Origin of the sequence: Kitasatospora sp. NPDC085879 (assembly GCF_040686255.1) — a bacterium.
Lineage (GTDB): Bacteria > Actinomycetota > Actinomycetes > Streptomycetales > Streptomycetaceae > Kitasatospora.
Genome location: NZ_JBFBJZ010000104.1, coordinates 1 through 16,664 on the forward strand (window position 1 = coordinate 1; position 16,664 = coordinate 16,664).

General features: G+C 71.8%; 13 protein-coding genes and 3 pseudogenes. 6 read left to right on the top strand and 10 right to left on the bottom strand.

Going from position 1 to position 16,664, the window contains the following annotated elements:
* Positions 1 to 199 precede the first annotated feature (199 nt).
* From AB0P35_RS38560 to AB0P35_RS38575, 4 genes are read right to left on the bottom strand one after another with little or no spacing between them, the layout of a single operon-like run.
* Positions 200 to 1,444 (bottom strand): MFS transporter, encoded by a 1,245-nt coding sequence (locus tag AB0P35_RS38560; RefSeq protein ID WP_363520551.1) that lies wholly within the window; start codon positions 1,442 to 1,444, stop codon positions 200 to 202.
* A complete protein-coding gene (locus AB0P35_RS38565) occupies positions 1,441 to 3,144 on the bottom strand; it encodes a condensation domain-containing protein (RefSeq protein ID WP_363520554.1) in 1,704 nt (567 codons plus the stop codon). The genes AB0P35_RS38560 and AB0P35_RS38565 overlap by 4 nt, the downstream gene beginning before the upstream one ends.
* A complete protein-coding gene (locus AB0P35_RS38570) occupies positions 3,141 to 4,463 on the bottom strand; it encodes a DUF6271 family protein (RefSeq protein ID WP_363520556.1) in 1,323 nt (440 codons plus the stop codon). The genes AB0P35_RS38565 and AB0P35_RS38570 overlap by 4 nt, the downstream gene beginning before the upstream one ends.
* Positions 4,445 to 5,593, bottom strand: coding sequence for a phytanoyl-CoA dioxygenase family protein (locus tag AB0P35_RS38575; protein ID WP_363520559.1), 1,149 nt, complete (start codon positions 5,591 to 5,593; stop codon positions 4,445 to 4,447). The genes AB0P35_RS38570 and AB0P35_RS38575 overlap by 19 nt, the downstream gene beginning before the upstream one ends.
* Positions 5,594 to 5,864: 271 nt before the next feature.
* On the opposite strand from AB0P35_RS38575, the gene AB0P35_RS38580 reads away from it, so the two are divergent.
* The 4 genes and pseudogenes from AB0P35_RS38580 to AB0P35_RS38595 all read left to right on the top strand — a co-directional run.
* Positions 5,865 to 6,722 carry a hypothetical protein gene (locus AB0P35_RS38580; protein WP_363520561.1) on the top strand — a complete coding sequence of 286 codons (858 nt, stop codon included), beginning with the start codon at positions 5,865 to 5,867 and terminating at the stop codon, positions 6,720 to 6,722.
* A 47-nt stretch (positions 6,723 to 6,769) separates the two neighbouring features.
* Complete coding sequence (locus tag AB0P35_RS38585; RefSeq protein WP_363491427.1) at positions 6,770 to 7,000, top strand: acyl carrier protein; 231 nt, start codon at positions 6,770 to 6,772, stop codon at positions 6,998 to 7,000.
* A complete protein-coding gene (locus tag AB0P35_RS38590; RefSeq protein WP_363520563.1) occupies positions 6,997 to 7,656 on the top strand; it encodes a 4-phosphopantetheinyl transferase in 660 nt (219 codons plus the stop codon). Before AB0P35_RS38585 ends, AB0P35_RS38590 begins: the two co-directional genes overlap by 4 nt.
* Positions 7,657 to 8,228: 572 nt before the next feature.
* Positions 8,229 to 8,387 (top strand): annotated as a pseudogene (locus AB0P35_RS38595) (pirin family protein); the annotation flags it as partial.
* A gap of 388 nt (positions 8,388 to 8,775) precedes the next feature.
* On the opposite strand, the pseudogene AB0P35_RS38600 reads toward AB0P35_RS38595, so the two are convergent.
* Positions 8,776 to 9,485 (bottom strand): annotated as a pseudogene (locus AB0P35_RS38600) (IS3 family transposase); the annotation flags it as partial.
* Positions 9,486 to 9,740: 255 nt separating this feature from the next.
* Here AB0P35_RS38600 and AB0P35_RS38605 point away from each other — a divergent pair.
* Positions 9,741 to 10,151, top strand: coding sequence for a hypothetical protein (locus tag AB0P35_RS38605; RefSeq protein WP_363520565.1), 411 nt, complete (start codon positions 9,741 to 9,743; stop codon positions 10,149 to 10,151).
* Between the two features lie 138 nt (positions 10,152 to 10,289).
* Here the strand turns inward: AB0P35_RS38605 and AB0P35_RS38610 are convergent, their stop codons facing one another.
* The 5 genes and pseudogenes from AB0P35_RS38610 to AB0P35_RS38630 all read right to left on the bottom strand — a co-directional run bounded on the left by AB0P35_RS38610 (position 10,290) and on the right by AB0P35_RS38630 (position 13,906).
* A complete protein-coding gene (locus AB0P35_RS38610) occupies positions 10,290 to 11,651 on the bottom strand; it encodes a GAF domain-containing SpoIIE family protein phosphatase (protein ID WP_363520567.1) in 1,362 nt (453 codons plus the stop codon).
* A gap of 226 nt (positions 11,652 to 11,877) precedes the next feature.
* Positions 11,878 to 12,276 carry a DUF2267 domain-containing protein gene (locus AB0P35_RS38615; RefSeq protein WP_363520570.1) on the bottom strand — a complete coding sequence of 133 codons (399 nt, stop codon included), beginning with the start codon at positions 12,274 to 12,276 and terminating at the stop codon, positions 11,878 to 11,880.
* 55 nt (positions 12,277 to 12,331) lie between these two features.
* Positions 12,332 to 12,734: pseudogene (locus tag AB0P35_RS38620) on the bottom strand (DUF2267 domain-containing protein).
* Positions 12,735 to 12,792: 58 nt separating this feature from the next.
* Positions 12,793 to 13,074 (bottom strand): STAS domain-containing protein, encoded by a 282-nt coding sequence (locus tag AB0P35_RS38625; RefSeq protein WP_363520573.1) that lies wholly within the window; start codon positions 13,072 to 13,074, stop codon positions 12,793 to 12,795.
* Positions 13,075 to 13,711: 637 nt separating this feature from the next.
* Positions 13,712 to 13,906, bottom strand: a complete 195-nt coding sequence (locus AB0P35_RS38630; RefSeq protein WP_363520575.1) for a hypothetical protein — start codon at positions 13,904 to 13,906, stop codon at positions 13,712 to 13,714.
* A gap of 602 nt (positions 13,907 to 14,508) precedes the next feature.
* Between AB0P35_RS38630 and AB0P35_RS38635 the strand changes: the two genes are divergently transcribed.
* Positions 14,509 to 16,664 (top strand): glycosyl hydrolase (locus AB0P35_RS38635; protein ID WP_363520577.1); only part of this gene is annotated, 2,156 nt, incomplete at its 3' end.

Here is a 16,664-nt window from a genome sequence, read left to right on the forward strand (position 1 = left end):
AGCGACACCCGACCCCCTTGACCGACAACAAGCCCGATCCTGGCAGCCGGAACCATCCGCCATCACCGCTTTGCGGATTTCCCAACGGAGTCCTTTAGCCGGGGGAGGATGTCAAGAGCCGCAGGACGACAGCCGGGCCAGGCCGGTCACGGGCCGCGGCGGTCAGGCGGTGCCGAGGAGGTGGCGAAGGGTCCTCACGTCACGGACTGTCCGGGGTCCGGCCCAGGCCGCGGACGGCGGGGACGCAGAGCATCGCGGCGATCAGCAGCACCCCCATCACCGAGGAGAACAGCAGCACCCGGTCGGCCCCGACGGCCTCGGCCGCCGGGCCGGCCAGGGCCCGGCCGAGCGGGATGACCATGATGGACCCGGCGACGTCGTAGGCGGAGACCCGGCTGAGCACGGCCAGCGGGATGTGCGACTGCACGCTGGTCGCCCACATCACCCCCCAGAAGGCGAACCCGCAGCCGGCCAGCACCCCGGTGAACGCCGCGAGCGGGAAGGACCACCCGAGCGCCGGGGCCAGCGGGTTGAGGGCGAAGCAGAACATCGCACAGGCCCCCGCGACGAGCGGACGCCGGGGCTGCACCCGCATGCCGAGCAGCCCGCCGATGATCGTGCCGGCCCCGTCGGCGGAGGCGATCCAGCCGTAGCCGCTGGTGCCGTGCTGCTCGGTGAGCAGCGCCGCGCCCAGCGGCAGCGCCGGGCCGAAGACGAACAGCCCGTACACCGCCCAGACGGCGATGACCCCCCACAGCCAGGCGCGCGAGCGGAACTCCTGCCACCCGGTGGCCAGCCGGCGCAGCATCGGCTCGTCGGCGTCCTTGCGGGCGGTGGAGAGACTGCGCAGCGGCGCGAGGCCCAGCGCGCTGACGGCGAAGGCGGCCGCGATGACGGTGAATGAACCCGCCGCGTCCCCGTAGGCGACGAGCAGGCCAGCCAGCCCGGGGCCGAGCAGGGTGGCGATCGCCTCGGAGATCCGCAGCAGCGCGTTGGCCCGCTGGATGTCCTCGGCGACCTGCGGGACGATGCTCGCCAGCCCCGGCTGGAACATGGCGGTCGCGGCGCCGCTGAGCGCCATCAGCGCCATGATCTGCCACAGCCGTACGTCGCTGAAGGCCAGCAGCGCGGCGAGCGCGAGCATGGCAAGCATCCGCACCACGTCGGCGCCGACCATCATCACCTGCGGGGTGAACCGGTCGGCCAGCACCCCGCCGAACAGCACCAGCAGGACGATCGGTGCCATCCAGGCGGCAAGGGCGTACCCGACCCCGCCGGCCCCGTGCCCCGTCCCGAGCACGGCGGTGGTCAGCGAGACCATCAGCATGCCGTCGGCCAGCAGCGAGGCGCTGCGGGCGGTGAACAGCAGGCGGAAGCGGCCCGAGCGCCACGGGCTGGGCAGGGTGTCCGGCTGCTGCCGGACGGTCATGTCGTCGATCGTCATGTCACATCCGCCGGTGTCCGGCCGGTCCCTTCGGTGAGTGTCTGCTGTCGGTGCCATGCGTCCGCGCGGCCGGGATCCGCGGGCGGGTCCTGGACGATCACGTACCGGCGCGGTGCGAGGACGCCCGGACGGCCGGGGATGGCGGCCATCAGCGCGGTGTGGGCCCGGTGCGGCGTCAGCGGGGTGCCGCCGGAGGCGATGAACGCGGTGAGGCCCTCGGGGTCGTCGACGGTGACGTGCACGGGCAGGCCGCCGAGCGCCGTGGCGAGGGCGTCCGCCACGGTGGGCGGGGAGACCCAGCAGCCGTCGACCTGCCGCCAGCCGGCACCGCGCTCGGTCGGCCGGACGCCGGTGACGGCGGTGAGTCCGGTGAGCGGTACGTCCGCGTCGGCGACGGCCTCCAGCAGGCGGACCAGTCCGGTGAGGAAGCCCTCCGCCTCGTCCCGGTCGAACAGCGCGGGGTCGGCCCACATGCCGATGTGGAGCAGCGGCTCGGTCTGGAAGGTGAAGGCCAGCAGCTTGGTCGGCAGCGCCTGGACGGGGCCCCAGCTGAGCTCCAGGTCCGGGTCCGGGGCGCCGGGCGGGGCCTTCGGCCCGAGGGTGGCGGGCAGGGCGCTCACGTCGTTGAAGACCACGTCACGGGCGAAGTGACTGCCGCGCTCGACGGTGGCCCGGTCGATCATCTCCCACAGCCGCAGCGCGTCGAACTGGCTGTGCCGGTAGGCGTTGAGTGCCGCTCCCCAGGCCTTGCGCAGCAGCGCGTCGAAGGACGGGATGCGGAGGTCCAGGGCGAGCAGGGCGTCCTGGGACAGGGTGTTCACCGAGCGGGCCAGCCGGGGCTGGAAGCGGTTGGAGGTCGGCACGGCGGCCACGCAGGTGGTCTGGCCGGCCCGGTGGCCGACCAGCGTGCACCAGGCGGTGATTAGCACCGTGGAGGGCAGGCCGCCGGTGCGGTCCGCCGCCCGGGCCAGCGCCAGCGCGCCCCGCCGCGAACGGAGGGTGAGCTGCGGCGCCAGGCCGTCGGCGGCCTCCGCACGTGGCTCGGCGAACATCGCCTGCGGTGCGGTGCGGATGATCCGCTCCCAGTACGCAAGGGATGCCTCGGACCTGCGCCGCCCCGCTGGGGTGGCCTCCTCGGCGGCGAGGCCGAGCGGGGTGAGGGCGGTCGGCGCGGGGAGCTCCCCGCCGGACAGCAGGGTGAGCCACTCCTCGCGGAGGATGCCGAGGGCACCGCCGTCCGTCGCGGCGTGGCTGGCCGCCAGTGCGAGGTGGGTCGGGGCACCGCCGACGGTGAGCAGGGACAGCCGCAGCGGGAAGTCCTGGTCCAGGCGGAAGTCGTGGTCGCGGGCCCGGCGGGCGACCGACTCGGCGTACTGCGTCGGGTCCGGGCCGGGCTCGTCGTGGTCGAGGACGGCGACCGGGAACTCGCCTTCCGCGGCGACCACTTGCTCGCGCGGAACGGTCCCCGGAAAGGTGGTGCGCAGCGCCTCGTGCCGCTCCACCAGCTGGCGCAGGGCGTCGAGCGCCTGCTCCCGGGTGGTTCCCGCCGGTACCGGCCAGACGTCGTGGATGCTGACGTTCGCCGCGCCGTCCCGCAGGATGCAGCGGATCATGTTGGCCTGGCCCATCGTCACGGGACCTCGGCGCGCCACGCCGCCCGCGTAGCGGACGGTGAGGGTACGGGTGTTGGTCTGCGTCACGGGGTCTCGCTCCGGGGGATCGGTACGGGCCGGTCGGCGGCGGCGCGGATCAGCGGGTGCCAGGCGTCGATGAGCAGGGCGAAGTCCGCCATGTCCTGCCTGGCCTCGTCGAGGAGCCGCTCCCGGGCACCGGCGAGGACGTCGGCGACCGTGGCGTAGCGGCCGCCCAGCGTGCGGTAGCAGCGGTCGAGGACGTCGAGCCGTCCGGCGTTCTCCGCCCGGTCCAGCCGGGTGCTCTCCCGGATCAGGCCGGCCACGGCGGGCGCGCGGACCCGCCCCTCGGCGTCGAGCAGCCGCTCGCCGGTCTCCGCGAGGCGCGCGTACACGGCGTTGAGGTGGTGACTCGCCAGGAAGTACTTCGCGAGCCGCAGGTGGTAGGCGAGGAATCCGGCGTCGGTGCGGCGCTCGCCGGTGTGGTAGTTGACGATGTGCCGGTTGTGCAGCACGCCGGGCAGTTTGGCGTCGTGGACCAGGTGGAGCAGGAAGTAGTCGCTGCCGATGGTGTCGGTGGCGGGCGGCAGCGGCACCCGGCTGTAGACCCCGCGGTCGAAGCCGATGTTGCACATGTCCACCTGGGTCGGGCTGACGGCGGTGAGCGTGGTGCGGTCGGCGGTGAACGGGGTGGTTCCGGCGCCGCGGAAGGCCTCCTCGATCAGGTGGTTGCGCCAGAGCGGCAGGCAGTCGGCGGGGATCGACAGGCCGACCAGCTCGCGGTACACCTCCGGGTCGAGCCGGCGGATCTCCTCGACGTCCACCGACATCTCGCCGATGAAGGAGCCGCCGACCACGGTCACCGGGCGGTCCGCGCACGCCGGGTCCAGCCTGCTGCGGGACACCAGCCCCGCCACGTCCGCCGCCCGCCGCCCCAGCGCGGCGAGCTCGTGGTGGACGGGGTGCACCGGCTGGCCGGCCAGCTGCTGGTACCGGCTGTCCGAGTCCCGGCGGTGCACCGACGCGCAGCCCAGCGCCTCCGCGATCAGGAAGGCGCGGTTGGTGCAGGCACCGTACGAGACGCCGGCTGGCAGCATCAGGTCGAGCACGCGCTCCGGCGCGGCGACGCCGGAGCGCGTGATCACCTCGCGCAGGAAGGTCCGCTGGTCGGCCTCGTCGAGGTGGTGGACGACGACACCGGGTGCCGGGTCCAGGGCGGCGACCGTCCGCCGGTGCGCGGCGCGTGACGCCGGGTCGGACGAGTCCAGGATCAGCAGGTGCACCTCGACGCCGAACCGGTCGGCGCCGTACGCGGCCTCCGTGGCGACCGCCGCGACGGTCTCGTCGCACGGCCGGTTGGTCGGGAGCGTCAGGCAGACACGGCGCACGACGGCTCCCCGTTCCCGCTCCGCCGGCCGCCGGCTGTGCCCTCGCCGTCCGCCGCGCCCTGACTGCCGAACGCGCCTTCGCCGTCCGTCGTGCCCTTGCCTGCGTCGTGCCAGGAAGTGAGCCCCAGGAGCCGGCTGCCCAGCTCGGTGAGGGTGGCCGTCGGGTAGCGCTTGGACTCGTGCAGCACCGGGTCGCCGACCAGGGTGCGGTTCCAGCGCGGGGTGCGCAGGTGCCGCCAGGAGTCGACTCGGGAGCGCCGCAGCCGCTGGTGCTCCTCCAGGGCGGGCATCATCGACAGGTACTGGACCGCCCGTACCCCCTCGCTGGAGGTGTTGCGCGCCACGCCGTGGGCGAGCAGCCCGTTCCAGATCAGCAGGTCACCGGGGTGCAGCTCGGGGCGGACCACCGGGAACTCCGCCCGGTCGACGGCCGGTCGCACCGGGTCCCGGCCGGCCGGCTGGGCGAGCTTCCACTCCTCGAACCGGCGGAACAGCTCGGGGCAGCACTGGAAGCCGCCCGTCTCGGGCGTGGTGTTGTTGAGCGCGATGATGCCCTGAACGCGCTGCGGCGGGACGCCGAGCGTGGTGTCGATGTCCCAGTGCAGCTCGATGTCGAAGCCCCGGTCGGTGGGGTCGATCAGCGCCCGGTCGCGGTTGCCGACGTTCGGCGGGTTGAGGTTGAGCCGGTCCAGGGTGACCCACAGCTCCTCGCAGTCCCAGACGTCGACGAAGGCGTCGTACACCCGCTGGGCCTGGCGGCTGTCCCAGAGCAGCTGGTGGTGGTACGCCTCGACGAAGCCGTAGATGTGTAACTGCTGGTCCAGCTCGGAGCGGAACGGCCGGTCCTCGTACCAGCTGTTCGGCCGGTCGGGGTCGAGGCCCTGGAACTCCCAGGTGAAGTCCAGCAGCCGGCGCGCGTCCTCGGCCGGGATCGCCTCGCGGACGACGACGTAGCCGTACGTCTGCCAGTGTGCGAAGTCCTCCTCGGACAGCACCCGCAGCGGGCGTGACTTCTTCAGCTCGCGCAGGGTGGTCGGTGCAAGGTAGGACTCGCCGTCCGCGCTGAAGTACGGACGGTCCGAGGCCGCCCGGTGCAGGTACGGACGGCGAGTCGGCACGGGTGTCGTCATACGGGCTTCCTCCGGCGGGGACTCTCGACGGCTCCCGGGCCGTCACGATCAGCAGGATTGGTCCAGACCACTTGGATTGTCAAGTGCCGTGTCGACATGCGGATATGGGTCAGATTGGTCTGGACAACCATTGAGCGACTGACCTAATGTCCGGACAGCTGTCTGTTCCTGACGGAACATCGGCTGCGGCCGTCGCACCGCGCGGCCGCGCCCCGTCCACCGGGCCGCCGATCACCCACCGCATGTCCGCCCCGGAGAGGGAACCGCTTCCATGAGCACAGCCAGCACCACCGCCATGCCGGAGACCGGCCTGAAATCCCCAGGCCCGGGGCTGGTCACCCTCGACCCGGCCCGCACCGCCCTGCTGCGCGGCCTGGACGACCTGCTCACCGGCCTGGCAGTAAGGCTCGCCGCACCGGAGGTGGTCGGTCCGCCGCTGCTGCCAGCCGAAAGCCTGGCCCGGTTGGACTACTTCCGCAACTTCCCGCACCTCGGCGTCTCCGCCGGACGGTTCACCTCCAAGAGCCTCGGCAGCCTAGCCGCCGGCGAACCCGCCACGGACCTACCGCTGCGGCCCACCGGGTACCTGCTGCCGTCCGCCACCTGCTACGGCCTGCTGCTCTCCCTGGAGGGCGAGGACGTCGGCGAGACCGGACTGCGGCTCTCCGCGGCCGGCCGGTGCTTCCGCAACGAGACCCACTACGACGGCCTGCGGCGGCTGTGGGGCTTCCACATGCGCGAGGTGCTGTACCTCGGCAGCAAGGAGGGCGCGGCCCAACACCTCGATCAGGGCGCCGACTTCGTTCAGGAACTGGCCGGCCGCCTCGGACTGACGCTGACCCGCGCCGCCGCCGACGACCCCTTCTACGACAAGGGCGGCTCCCGGGCCCGGCTGATGGCCCTGGACCCGGTCAAGCACGAGTTCAGCGCCCCGGATGGCACCGCCATCGCCTCCGTCAACCGGCACCGCAACTTCTTCGGCGAGCGGCTGGACATCCGCGCCGGCGACCAGGGGCCCGCGTACAGCGCCTGCGTCGCGTTCGGCGTCGAACGCTGGGTCCACGCGATGATCCTCGCCCACGACACGGCCGAGCGCGCCCTCGATCGGCTGCGCGCCGCCCGGGGCTGAGCCCGTCCCGCACGAAATCCCGGAACAGCAAGGAGTGGTACGACCCGATGGAACGCATCGCCGCGTGGCTGCACGAGAAGAACCCCGGACTCGACGGCCCGATCGCCCCCGACGAGGACCTCATTGAGGCCCGGCTCATCGACTCCATGGACTTCCTCGAGTTCATCGACCTCCTGGAGGACATCTCAGGCGACAGCATCGATCTTCAGGAAGTCACCATCGACGACTTCCGCACACTCGACCGCGTCCGGCAGCGCTTCCTCAGCGCCACCGGGTGACAGCGCTGGCCGTGGTGGCGACCACGGCGGAGGTTCTCGCCCATCCGGCGGCCGACACCGCACTGCTGGCGCCGTGGGAGCGGCAGCGGCTCGCGCGCATCCGGGTACCGGCCCGCCGGGACGACTGGCTGGCGGCGCGGATGCTGGTACGGCTGTGCGCAGCCCGCTGCACCGGACGGCTCGCGCAGGACCTGACTCTCGCTCAGCGCTGTCCCGACTGCGGCGGGCACGGGCACGGCCGCCCGTACCTGCCCGAGCATCCGGCGGTGGGCGTCAGCCTGAGCCACGCCGATGGGCTGGTCGCGGCGGCGGCCGGCCCCGGCGCGGTCGGCATCGACGTGGAACCCGCGACGCGCTGGCCCGGCCCGCTGTCCGTCATGCGGCGGCTGCTGCCCGAAGCCGAACTGCGGGCGGCCGCAGCCGCCCGGCCGGACCCCGGGCCCGCGCTGCTCGGACTGTGGGTGCGTACAGAAGCCCGCCTGAAGGCCGGTCAGGGTGAGTGTGTCCGGCGGGAATGGACCGACCGGCGGCGCTCGGCCGTGGTGGCGGTGGCTGGCACCTGCAGCTCATGGACTGTCCGCGGCGTGGATTACCTTGTCGCGCTTGACTTCCTCCCCGTCCTAAGGGACGGGGATTCCCCTCAGCCTCGCGGCTGAGCCGCTGCGCGTGTGCGCTGCGGTCGGGTGCGGACTCCCCAGCCGCCGCCCGGGAGCGGTCCGGCCCGCAGCTCCCCGCCGTAGACGGCCGCGCGCTCGCGCATGCCGGGGAGGCCGTGGCCGGGGGGCGCGGCGGCGGGCGGCGGCGGACAGGGGCCGCTGTCGGTGCGTCCACGGTGACGGCCCCGGTCGAACAGTGGATCCGGACCTCCGCGGTCGTGCCGGCGGGTGTGTGCTTCAGGGTGTTGGTCAAGGCTTCCTGCACCAGGCGGTAGACGGTGAGTTGGGCGGTGGCGGGGACGTGCTCGTGGCTGCCGCGGACCTCCAGCCGGGTCGGCAGGCCGGCGGCGCACATCTGGTCGGCGAGGGTCTCCAGTTGGGCGATGCCGGGCAACGGGTGGCGCTCCGCGTCGCGTTCGTCGGTCCGCAGGATGCCCAACGAGCGCCACATGTCGGTCAGGGCCTGCCGGCCCGTCTCGGAGATCTGGAGCATCGCGGTGGTGGCCCGCGCGGGCGACCGGTGCTGCGCGTAGACCGCGGCGTCGGTCAGCGCGACCATGGCGGACAGGTTGTGGAACTTCGTCGGCCGATCCGGTGAGGAGATCGTACAGGCGCGCCGGGACTGGGAGAAGGGTGTTCGGTTCGGCGAGGTGCACGGCTACGACGGTGATCGCCTGCGGGCCCCGGAGTTGCCCCCGCTCCCCCTGAAACCTCGGGGGCGTGCGCGATGACCTGCGGAAACACCTGTCGGTTGCATATGTGATCCAGGGCGGTCGGGCGAGATCGAAAGGCCCCACTTTGCTGCGCGGCAGAAGCGCCTCGGCGCCTCGACCGCCACCTGTCGGACGCGCGGCTCTGCGGCACGGATTCTCATGTTCGGGCTGGTGCGACAGGGCCTGATCGGATCGATGCTGACCTTTTGCTGACCTTTCTGACATACAGTCAGATGATCAAGTCTTGACGAGTCGAGCCAGCGAAAGGCATGCAGCCAGGCGATGACGGCGCGTCCATGCCCCGCCCGAACGGCAGTCATTGCAGGGCGATCTGACGTACGACCAGGCAACCGGGATCTTCTTGGTGTGAGCTGCCCCGACTTTCGTGGAGTCTGGGATCGTGTGATCAAGCGGTCTGCGTGGGTTGTGCCTGGCTCGCCCAGTGCGCGTGTTCGTACTCGTCCGGCGGGACGTAGTCGAGGGCGGAGTGGAGTCGTTCGCCGTTGTACCAGGCGACCCACTGGAAGACGGCCCGCTCGACCTCGTCGAAGTCCCGCCATGGCCCCTGATGTTCGATCAGTTCGGCCTTGAATGTGCCGTTCAGGGCCTCGGCCATGGCGTTGTCGTACGAGTCGGCGACGGAGCCGACCGATGCGGAGGCGCCGACCTGGGTCAATCGCTCTGTGTAGCGAATGGACACGTATTGCGACCCGCGGTCGCTGTGATGGATCAGGTCGGCGTCCTTCTTGATCCTCTGCCGCCACAGCGCCTCTCCAACGCGTCCAGTGGCAGGTCGGTGCGCATGTGGTCGGCGACCTGCCAACCCACGATCCGGCGTGAATAGGCGTCCAGGACGAACGCCACGTAGGCCCAGCCGGACCAGGTGCGGACGTAGGTGAGGTCGGCGAGCCACAGCCGGTTCGGCCGGTCGGCCTCGAATCGCCGATTGACCAGGTCCGGCGGGCGGGGGGCGGCCGGCTCCGGGATCGTGGTGCGACGCCGGCGGCCACGGATGACGCCCTCGATGCCGAGCTCTCGCATCAGCCGCTCGATCGTGCACCGCGCGACCCGGTGGCCGGCGCGAACCAGGGCCCGGGTGATCCGGCGAGCCCCGTAGGTCAATGCCGGGAAGCGTAGCTTGGTCATCTCGTGGGTTCAGCCCCTCAACGCAGCGATGCTCCTGTAGAACGAGCGATCTACCACGATCGGCTGGTTCAGAGCAGGAGCATCGTTGGCTGCTGCCGCCAGCGGCGCCGCGCTGCTGGCCGCGCTCCTCGCGCTCACCGTGCTCGGCGTCAGGCCGCGGCTGCGCGAGTACCGCTGATTGCGGGTACATCTACACGCGGGGGAGACATGGCGGACCGGTTGCCCATGGAGGCCGACGAACTCGGCCAGGTGGCAGCAGAGTTGCGGGAGGCGACAGCCGGGATGGGCGGCGCGATGCACGCCCTCGACGGGACCTCGCCCCGGGTGACCGGGCACCAGTGGCTGGACGGTGCCTGTGAGCACTTCGCGGAGGACTGGAAGTACGGTCTCAAGCAGCTCGACGAGACGCGCCGGGCCATCGGCGAGGGTCTGGGCACAACCGTGCGGAGCTACCGGGCGACCGACGAGGCGATCCGCACCACCATGGCCGGGAGGGCTTCGAAGCCCTCGCAGAAGGAAGGTAGGTGGAGGCCGCGCCACATCCGGCGCACACCACCGCTGCGGCAGCGGGTTCGGCCCGTGCGGGCTTTCCAACGGCGGCACGGGACACGCGGTGGTGCAGGACGGGCGGGATAGGTGCCGGCACGCCATTGACTCCCGTTACCCGCCTTGTGCCGGGAGCAGCACACCGACGGGCAGCAGAACGCTGGGGAAGTGGGTTGCGGGAATCTCGTGCGGGAGTGGACGACGGCGTCCTGCTTGGGTGCGCTCCGGTCAGCCGGGCTGGCGGATTCCCGTGGTGGCGGGATCGTGCGGGTCGGGCGGGGTGCGCAGGGCGAGGACGGCGAGGTCGTCGCGGCCGTCTCCGATGCGGGCGTCGGCCAGGGTGCGGCACAGGTCGTCCAGTGGCATGCCGGCGTGGGCGGCGGCGGTCCGGGCGAGTGTGTCCAGGCCGGTGTCCAGAGGGCGGTCGGCGTGTTCGACCAGACCGTCGGTGAACAGCACGAGCGTCGCGCCGGCCGGGAGGAGGTGTTTGTGGTCGGGGCGGGGCACCTCGGTGTCCACACCGAGCGGCAGGCCCGGTTCGGCGTTCAGGTATCGGGCAGCGCCGACGGGTGGGACCAGGAGCGGCGGCGGGTGTCCAGCGCTGCTCCAGTGCAGCGTCCAGCCGGTGTCGGCGGGCTCGATGCGCACCAGGCAGGCCGTGGTGACGGGGTTGTCGGTGATCGCGTCCAAGGTTCGATCGAGCTGGGTCAGGACGGCGCTGGGCGGGGTGCGGCGGTCGTAGAGCAGAGCGCGGAGCATGTTGCGGGTCTGGGCCATGGCGGCGGCGGCCTTCAGGTCGTGGCCGCCGATGTCGCCGATGACCAGGGCACAGATACCGTCGGGGAGGATCAGGGCGTCGTACCAGTCGCCGCCGATGTGGTCCGGGACGGCAGCCGGCCGGTACACGGCGGCGGTCTCGAACGGGTCGAGGTCCGGCAGCTGCGGGAGCAGGAGGCGTTGGAAGTGTTCGGCGCCGGCGCGGACCTGCCGGAAGAGGCGGGCGTTCTCGATCGCGAGGCCGGCCGCGCCGGCGAGCGCCACGACGATGTCCTGGTCGTCGTCGTCGAACGGTTGCCCGTCGGCCCGCTCGGTGAGATACAGGTTGCCGTAGACGCGTCCGCGGGAGGTGACCGCGACGCCGAGAAGCGTGCGCATCGGCGGATGGCCGGGTGGGAAGCCGACCGCGTGCGGGTGGGCGCCGATGTCGGCGACGCGCAGCGGTTCGGGGTGGTCGATGAGGTGTCCCAGGAGTCCGCGGCCGTGCGGCAGTGCGACTCCGGCCAGGTCCGCCAGCTCGTGCTCGGTCAGCCCGACGGGGATGAATTCCTCCAGCTGTTCGCCGTCCTCGCTCAGCACGCCGAGCGCGCCGTAGCGGGCGTCCACCAGGCCCATCGCCGTCGTGATCACACTCCGCAGCACGACCGGCAGATCCAGCCCCCGGCCCACCTCTATCACCGCGTCCAGCAGGTCCCGAAAACGGTCCTGGCCACGCGCGGCCTCCCGCAGGCGCCCAACGAGCCGGTCCATCTCGTCGTCGAGCCGCTGCTCACGGTCGGGAACGTCCGGCCGCACCGCATCCTCCCGATCCATCAGGCCCGCCTTCGACTGCCCTGCAGAGACCACCGCCGTGAACACGCCGCAACCGAACACGGTCAGGGCGCGTCCGCCCTCCACCGTAGACACCGCCACTGCCCACCGCAGGGCAGGGGAACCGAGATCCCGAAGGTGTCGGCCACGTGCTGTGCTGATCGGCCCGGTCATCCACTCCCCACGGCCGGGCGTCGGACAGGCGACCCACCAGGGCTGTTGGCCCGGGTCACGCCGCGGTGGTGAGGTCGGCACGGCCGAATGGGAGCGCGTAGCCGCGGGGCTGGCCGGCGAGGAGGCTGTCCGTGAGCCGGCCGCCGGCCAGGTCGGCGAGGGCGGCCAGGACGGAGGATGTGTCCCAACGGGCGCCGGTGAGGGTGGTGTTCAGGGCGCGCGCGACGGCTTCGACAAAAGCCGGGGCGGCGACGGGCTGGGGCAGCGGGATCTGCGAGGCGAAGACGCCGCGGGCCCGCTCCGGCAGGACTGCGGCAAGGTCGCACCGCTCCTCGCCGCCGAGCTGGCCGCCGAGGACGGCCAGAACCGCATGCAGGACGCGTTCGGCCTCCTCGTCGGAGGTGTAGCGGTCCAGGTCGCGGACCTGCTGGAGAAGGAGGCCGTACGGGGTCATGACGGTGGTCTTCCGGGGCGTGGCCGACCGTGCGGGCACGGCGGCGTGCAAGGGTTCACGGGCGGTGGCCGGGCCGGGGCCGGCCGACCAGAAGGTCGTAGCCGGGCGGCAGCTGGAGCAGGACACGTTCGGTGAGATCGTCGCCGTCCGCGTCGGCCGCCGTGCTAAAGGACGGCGCCGACGCCCCACAGAGCCGTGCTCTCGGTGGCGCCCTCGATCCAGGCAGCGGTCGCGCGCACGAAACGTTCCGGGCCGAGCGGCTCGGCGGCCTGCAGCGGGTTGAGCAGGATCAGGGCCGGGGTTCTCGGCAGGCGGGCGGCCAGCTCGGCCCGCACAGTGCCGACCAGGTGCGCGCCGAGCAGGGCCAGGACAACCCGGCGGGCCCGTTCGGCCTCCTGGGCTGTGTCGTACTCATCACGTTCCCGGACCTCCTCCAGGAACGCCTCCCATCGAAGCACCGCGGTTCTTCCTCCGTCCCAGGGCCTGCGCGGCCGGAGCCCGATCAGGACCCGACGGTCAGGCGTCGGTGCAGACCGGTGAGCTTGAGGAGCCGCAGCCACGCAGCGGCCGGCCCCGCACAGGACCAGGCGAGCGCCGCACCGGTCGGCACTGGTTGCGGGCCCGGACGAGGGCGCCCATGCCCGCACAGTCCATGAACGTCACCTCCGACAGATCGCGAACCACCTCCCGGTGCGCCTCCAGCGCCGCGGCCAGAGCACGGCGCAGTGAGGGGACGGTGTCGAGGTCGATCTCGCCGCTGGCCCCGACCAGGGCGGGTGCCTGGGCCTGGTCGCGCATGGTGGTCTGTCGCTGTCGGCCCGGCCCGCGCGGCGTGGTGGCAGGGATCGCGAGGCCGGGCGGGTCTGCCGGCAACCGGCGCCCCGCGGAGGGCGGGGAGCCCGGGACGGCCAGACCCCGGTGGGCGGCCTCGGCCGCGCGGTCCGCGACGTCTAGCGGTGACGCTCGAAGCACAACGCCCGTCGGAGTCCAGGGACGAAGCCACAGTGCCCGTCAACCCCCAGGGCTGCTGGGACTGGTTCGGCTACAACGGCCCGAACTTCGCCGTCAAGGGTGCACCGCAGATGGCCACCATCGTGAACATGGTCCACGCCCTCGGCGGCTGACACCTACGCAAGAACGCAGGCCGCGCGACAGGAAACGTCACTCGCGCGGCCTGCTCCGTCGTGTGAACCGCATGTCGGCCGGCGCGCGCGACGATCACCGCCCCGTCCTGGCCGCCGACGCGCATGGCCCTCCGGCCGAACAGCCTGATATGCGGATTGGGCCCGAATATACGTGAACCGTACGGGTCGCCGGCTCGGCAGTTCCTGGACCGGCCCGCCCGGCCCGCTGCGCCTTGTACCCGGCGGCCGAGCTGCTTCTCCCGAACGGTGTCTCCTCGGGCAGATGTGCCCACTCGCCCAGGTAGTCGGCCTCATGGCGGCACCGCCGTTCCGGCCGCCTGGTAGCGCGGGTCCGGCCCACACCCCGTAGTAGAGGCGGTGGGGGCGACGAGGATCAGCTCGCCGTTGTCTTCGGCGGCGCGCAGGTCCGGGCTGAATCCGGCGGCGCTGTACAGGACGAGCCGGGTCCGGCTGGTGTCCTCGCCGAGTTCCGCGAGAGCGGTCACCAGCCTAAGTGAGAGCGCTCTCACCGCCGTGGGGTCGTGTACGCAACCGGTCGGGTGGCAGCCGGCAGGGGATGCCGCACTTCCGCGGGGCCCGCCTGGCGGGGACTCCCCGGCATGCCGTGCACCTCTCTGCGTCGCGCCACCGGGGTCGAAGGCTGGTTCCCGCAGGGTCGCCGCAAACGTCAATGTTGCCTGCTCGCACAGGCTTTGGTGGATAATCAGATTGCGTGTTCGACGCGGATCGACCTGCTTGTGTGCCAGTCGACCGCTTGCTCGAGCGGACCTGTGGCGCCGCGAGGAACTCGGTCAGGTGTGGGCGGCCCCTCTACCGCGGGGCGTGTCAGAGTCATTGACTCCCCTTGAGTGCGCCCCTAACCTCCTCGATCTGAGAGCGCTCTCAAATTTGGGGCGCGTGTTCGCCGCATGTGGGCGAGCCGCCCCAGAAGTCCCCTCGGCACGTCGTCCTGTCCTCCCGCCCCGCATCCGTTCCGATGTGCGGCCCCACCCTGGGAGTTCTCATCGTGCTCAGACTTGATCGCCGCCCCCGCAGGGTCCTGCCGTTCCACCGCTCGTCCGAAGGAGCCGTTCCCCGAGGAAGGACGGTGTCCCGCCGCTGGCTGCTGCGCCCGGGCGCGGTCGTTGCCGCGGCGGCTCTGCTCGGTGCGGCCCTCGCCGCACTCAGCCCGCAGGCGGCGTCCGCCGGCACGGTCGGTGCCGGCAGCTACACCACCCAGCCGCCGGGTCCGCTGCCCTCCGGCTGCGGCAACCTGTCGACCGACCCCCGCCAGTGGGTGACTGCGAACGCGCCTGCGGGCGCGGTGCCCACCAACGACTGGTGGTCGTCGATCCTGTGGAAGAAGACCAACTGTGCGTACGGCGAGCCGCTGTTCGCCCACCCACTGGGCTTCCGGGCCCAGTCGGCGGGGCTGGGCTTCTCCTACACCACGGCGCCCGCGATCTCCGGCAGCGGCAACGGAGTGGGCGAGTACCACTTCCCGTACAGCGAGGACTTCGTCGCGGGCGTGACCGGTCTCGGCTCCTCGGAGGTGAAGGTCGACGGATGGAGCGACTGGACGGTCAGCCCCTCCTTCTCCGACGGGGCGCGAACGGTGCGGGCGACGATCGGTGAGGGCCTGCCCTTCGCCTACTTCCAGGTGACCGGCGGCAACGCCCAGATCTCCGTCGCGGCCGGTGCGAGCGCCACCGTGTGGTCCAACACCGGCTCGGCGATCGGCTACACGATCAAGGGCCACGACTACGTCGCGTACGCCCCGAGCGGCGCGACGTGGTCGGTGAACGGCTCGGCCATCACGTCCTCGCTCGCCGGAAAGGGCTACTTCTCGATCGCCGTACTGCCGACCACGCCGTCCACAACGGCCACCGAGCGCGCCGCGCTGGCGGACTCCTACGGCCGGTACGCGCACAGCCACGTCACCGGCAGCACGGTCGCGTACCGCTACGACGAGGCGAGCAGCACGGTCACCACCGACTACCGGTTCACTACGGTCGCCCGCGAGGGCGGCGAGACCGGTACGGTCGCCGCGCTGCTGCCGCACCAGTGGCGATACTTGGCGGGCGGCAGTCCGCTCCCGCAGACGTACGTCTCGGCGCGCGGCGCGCTGAAAGTCCTCAGCGGCGTCTCCTCGTTCACCACCTCGATGGTCTACCACGGGGTGCTGCCGGAGGTGCCGGCCGTCGGTGACGGCACCGGCACGGACGCGACCACGCTGCAGAACTACCTGAACGCCGAGAAGGCCGACCCGACGAAGCAGGTGAGCGACGACACCTACTGGACGGGCAAGGGCCTGGGCCGGGCCGCCCGCATCGCGGAGATCGCCGACCAGACGGGCAACACCGCCGTCCGTGACTCGGCGCTGGCCGCGATCAAGTCGAAGCTCACCGACTGGTTCACCGCCTCCCAGGGCAAGACGGCGCACCTGTTCTACTACGACAGGAACTGGGGCACGTTGATCGGCTACCCCGCCTCCTACGGCTCGGACCAGGAGCTGAACGACCACCACTTCCACTACGGCTACTTTGTCGCGGCTGCCGCGACCCTCGCCAAGTTCGACCCGGCCTGGGCCTCGAACGGCCAGTACGGCGGCATGGTGGACCTGCTGATCCGTGACGCGAACAACTACGACCGCGGCGACACACGCTTCCCGTACCTGCGGGACTTCGACATCTACGACGGCCACGACTGGGCGTCCGGGCACGGCTCGTTCGCCGCGGGCAACAACCAGGAGTCCTCGTCGGAGGGCATGAACTTCGACAACGGCCTGATCCAGTGGGGCGAGGCCACCGGCAACCGGGCCGTCCGTGACGCCGGCATCTACATGTACACCACGCAGGCCGCGGCCATCCAGGACTACTGGTTCGACAGCAGCCACCAGAACTATCCGAGCACCTTCCCGCACGACGAGGTCGGCATGGTGTGGGGCGATGGAGGCGCGTACGCCACCTGGTTCTCCAGCGCCCCGGAGCAGATCCAGGGCATCAACCTCCTTCCGGTGACGGGCGGCCACCTCTACCTCGGCTACGACCCCGCGTACGTCAAGGCCGACTACCAGGACATGCTCACCAACAGCGGCCACACCCGGCCGACGATCTGGACGGACATCTGGTACGAGTTCCTCGCGCTGGGCGACGGCGACAAGGCCCTTGCGGCGTTCCGCGCCGACAACTCCTTCACCTCGGAGGAGGGCGAGAGCAAGGCCCACACCTTCCACTGGATCCGCAATCTCGCCGCCCTCGGCAC

What these genes read in the sequence shown, in the direction of transcription:
- AB0P35_RS38610 (WP_363520567.1), bottom strand. Translation starts at nt 11,651, where the DNA reads ATGGATCGGGAGGATGCGGTGCGGCCGGACGTTCCCGACCGTGAGCAG.
- AB0P35_RS38580 (WP_363520561.1), top strand. Translation starts at nt 5,865, where the DNA reads ATGAGCACAGCCAGCACCACCGCCATGCCGGAGACCGGCCTGAAATCC.
- AB0P35_RS38625 (WP_363520573.1), bottom strand. Translation starts at nt 13,074, where the DNA reads ATGCGCGACCAGGCCCAGGCACCCGCCCTGGTCGGGGCCAGCGGCGAG.
- AB0P35_RS38560 (WP_363520551.1), bottom strand. Translation starts at nt 1,444, where the DNA reads ATGACGATCGACGACATGACCGTCCGGCAGCAGCCGGACACCCTGCCC.
- AB0P35_RS38615 (WP_363520570.1), bottom strand. Translation starts at nt 12,276, where the DNA reads ATGACCCCGTACGGCCTCCTTCTCCAGCAGGTCCGCGACCTGGACCGC.
- AB0P35_RS38585 (WP_363491427.1), top strand. Translation starts at nt 6,770, where the DNA reads ATGGAACGCATCGCCGCGTGGCTGCACGAGAAGAACCCCGGACTCGAC.
- AB0P35_RS38605 (WP_363520565.1), top strand. Translation starts at nt 9,741, where the DNA reads ATGGAGGCCGACGAACTCGGCCAGGTGGCAGCAGAGTTGCGGGAGGCG.
- AB0P35_RS38575 (WP_363520559.1), bottom strand. Translation starts at nt 5,593, where the DNA reads ATGACGACACCCGTGCCGACTCGCCGTCCGTACCTGCACCGGGCGGCC.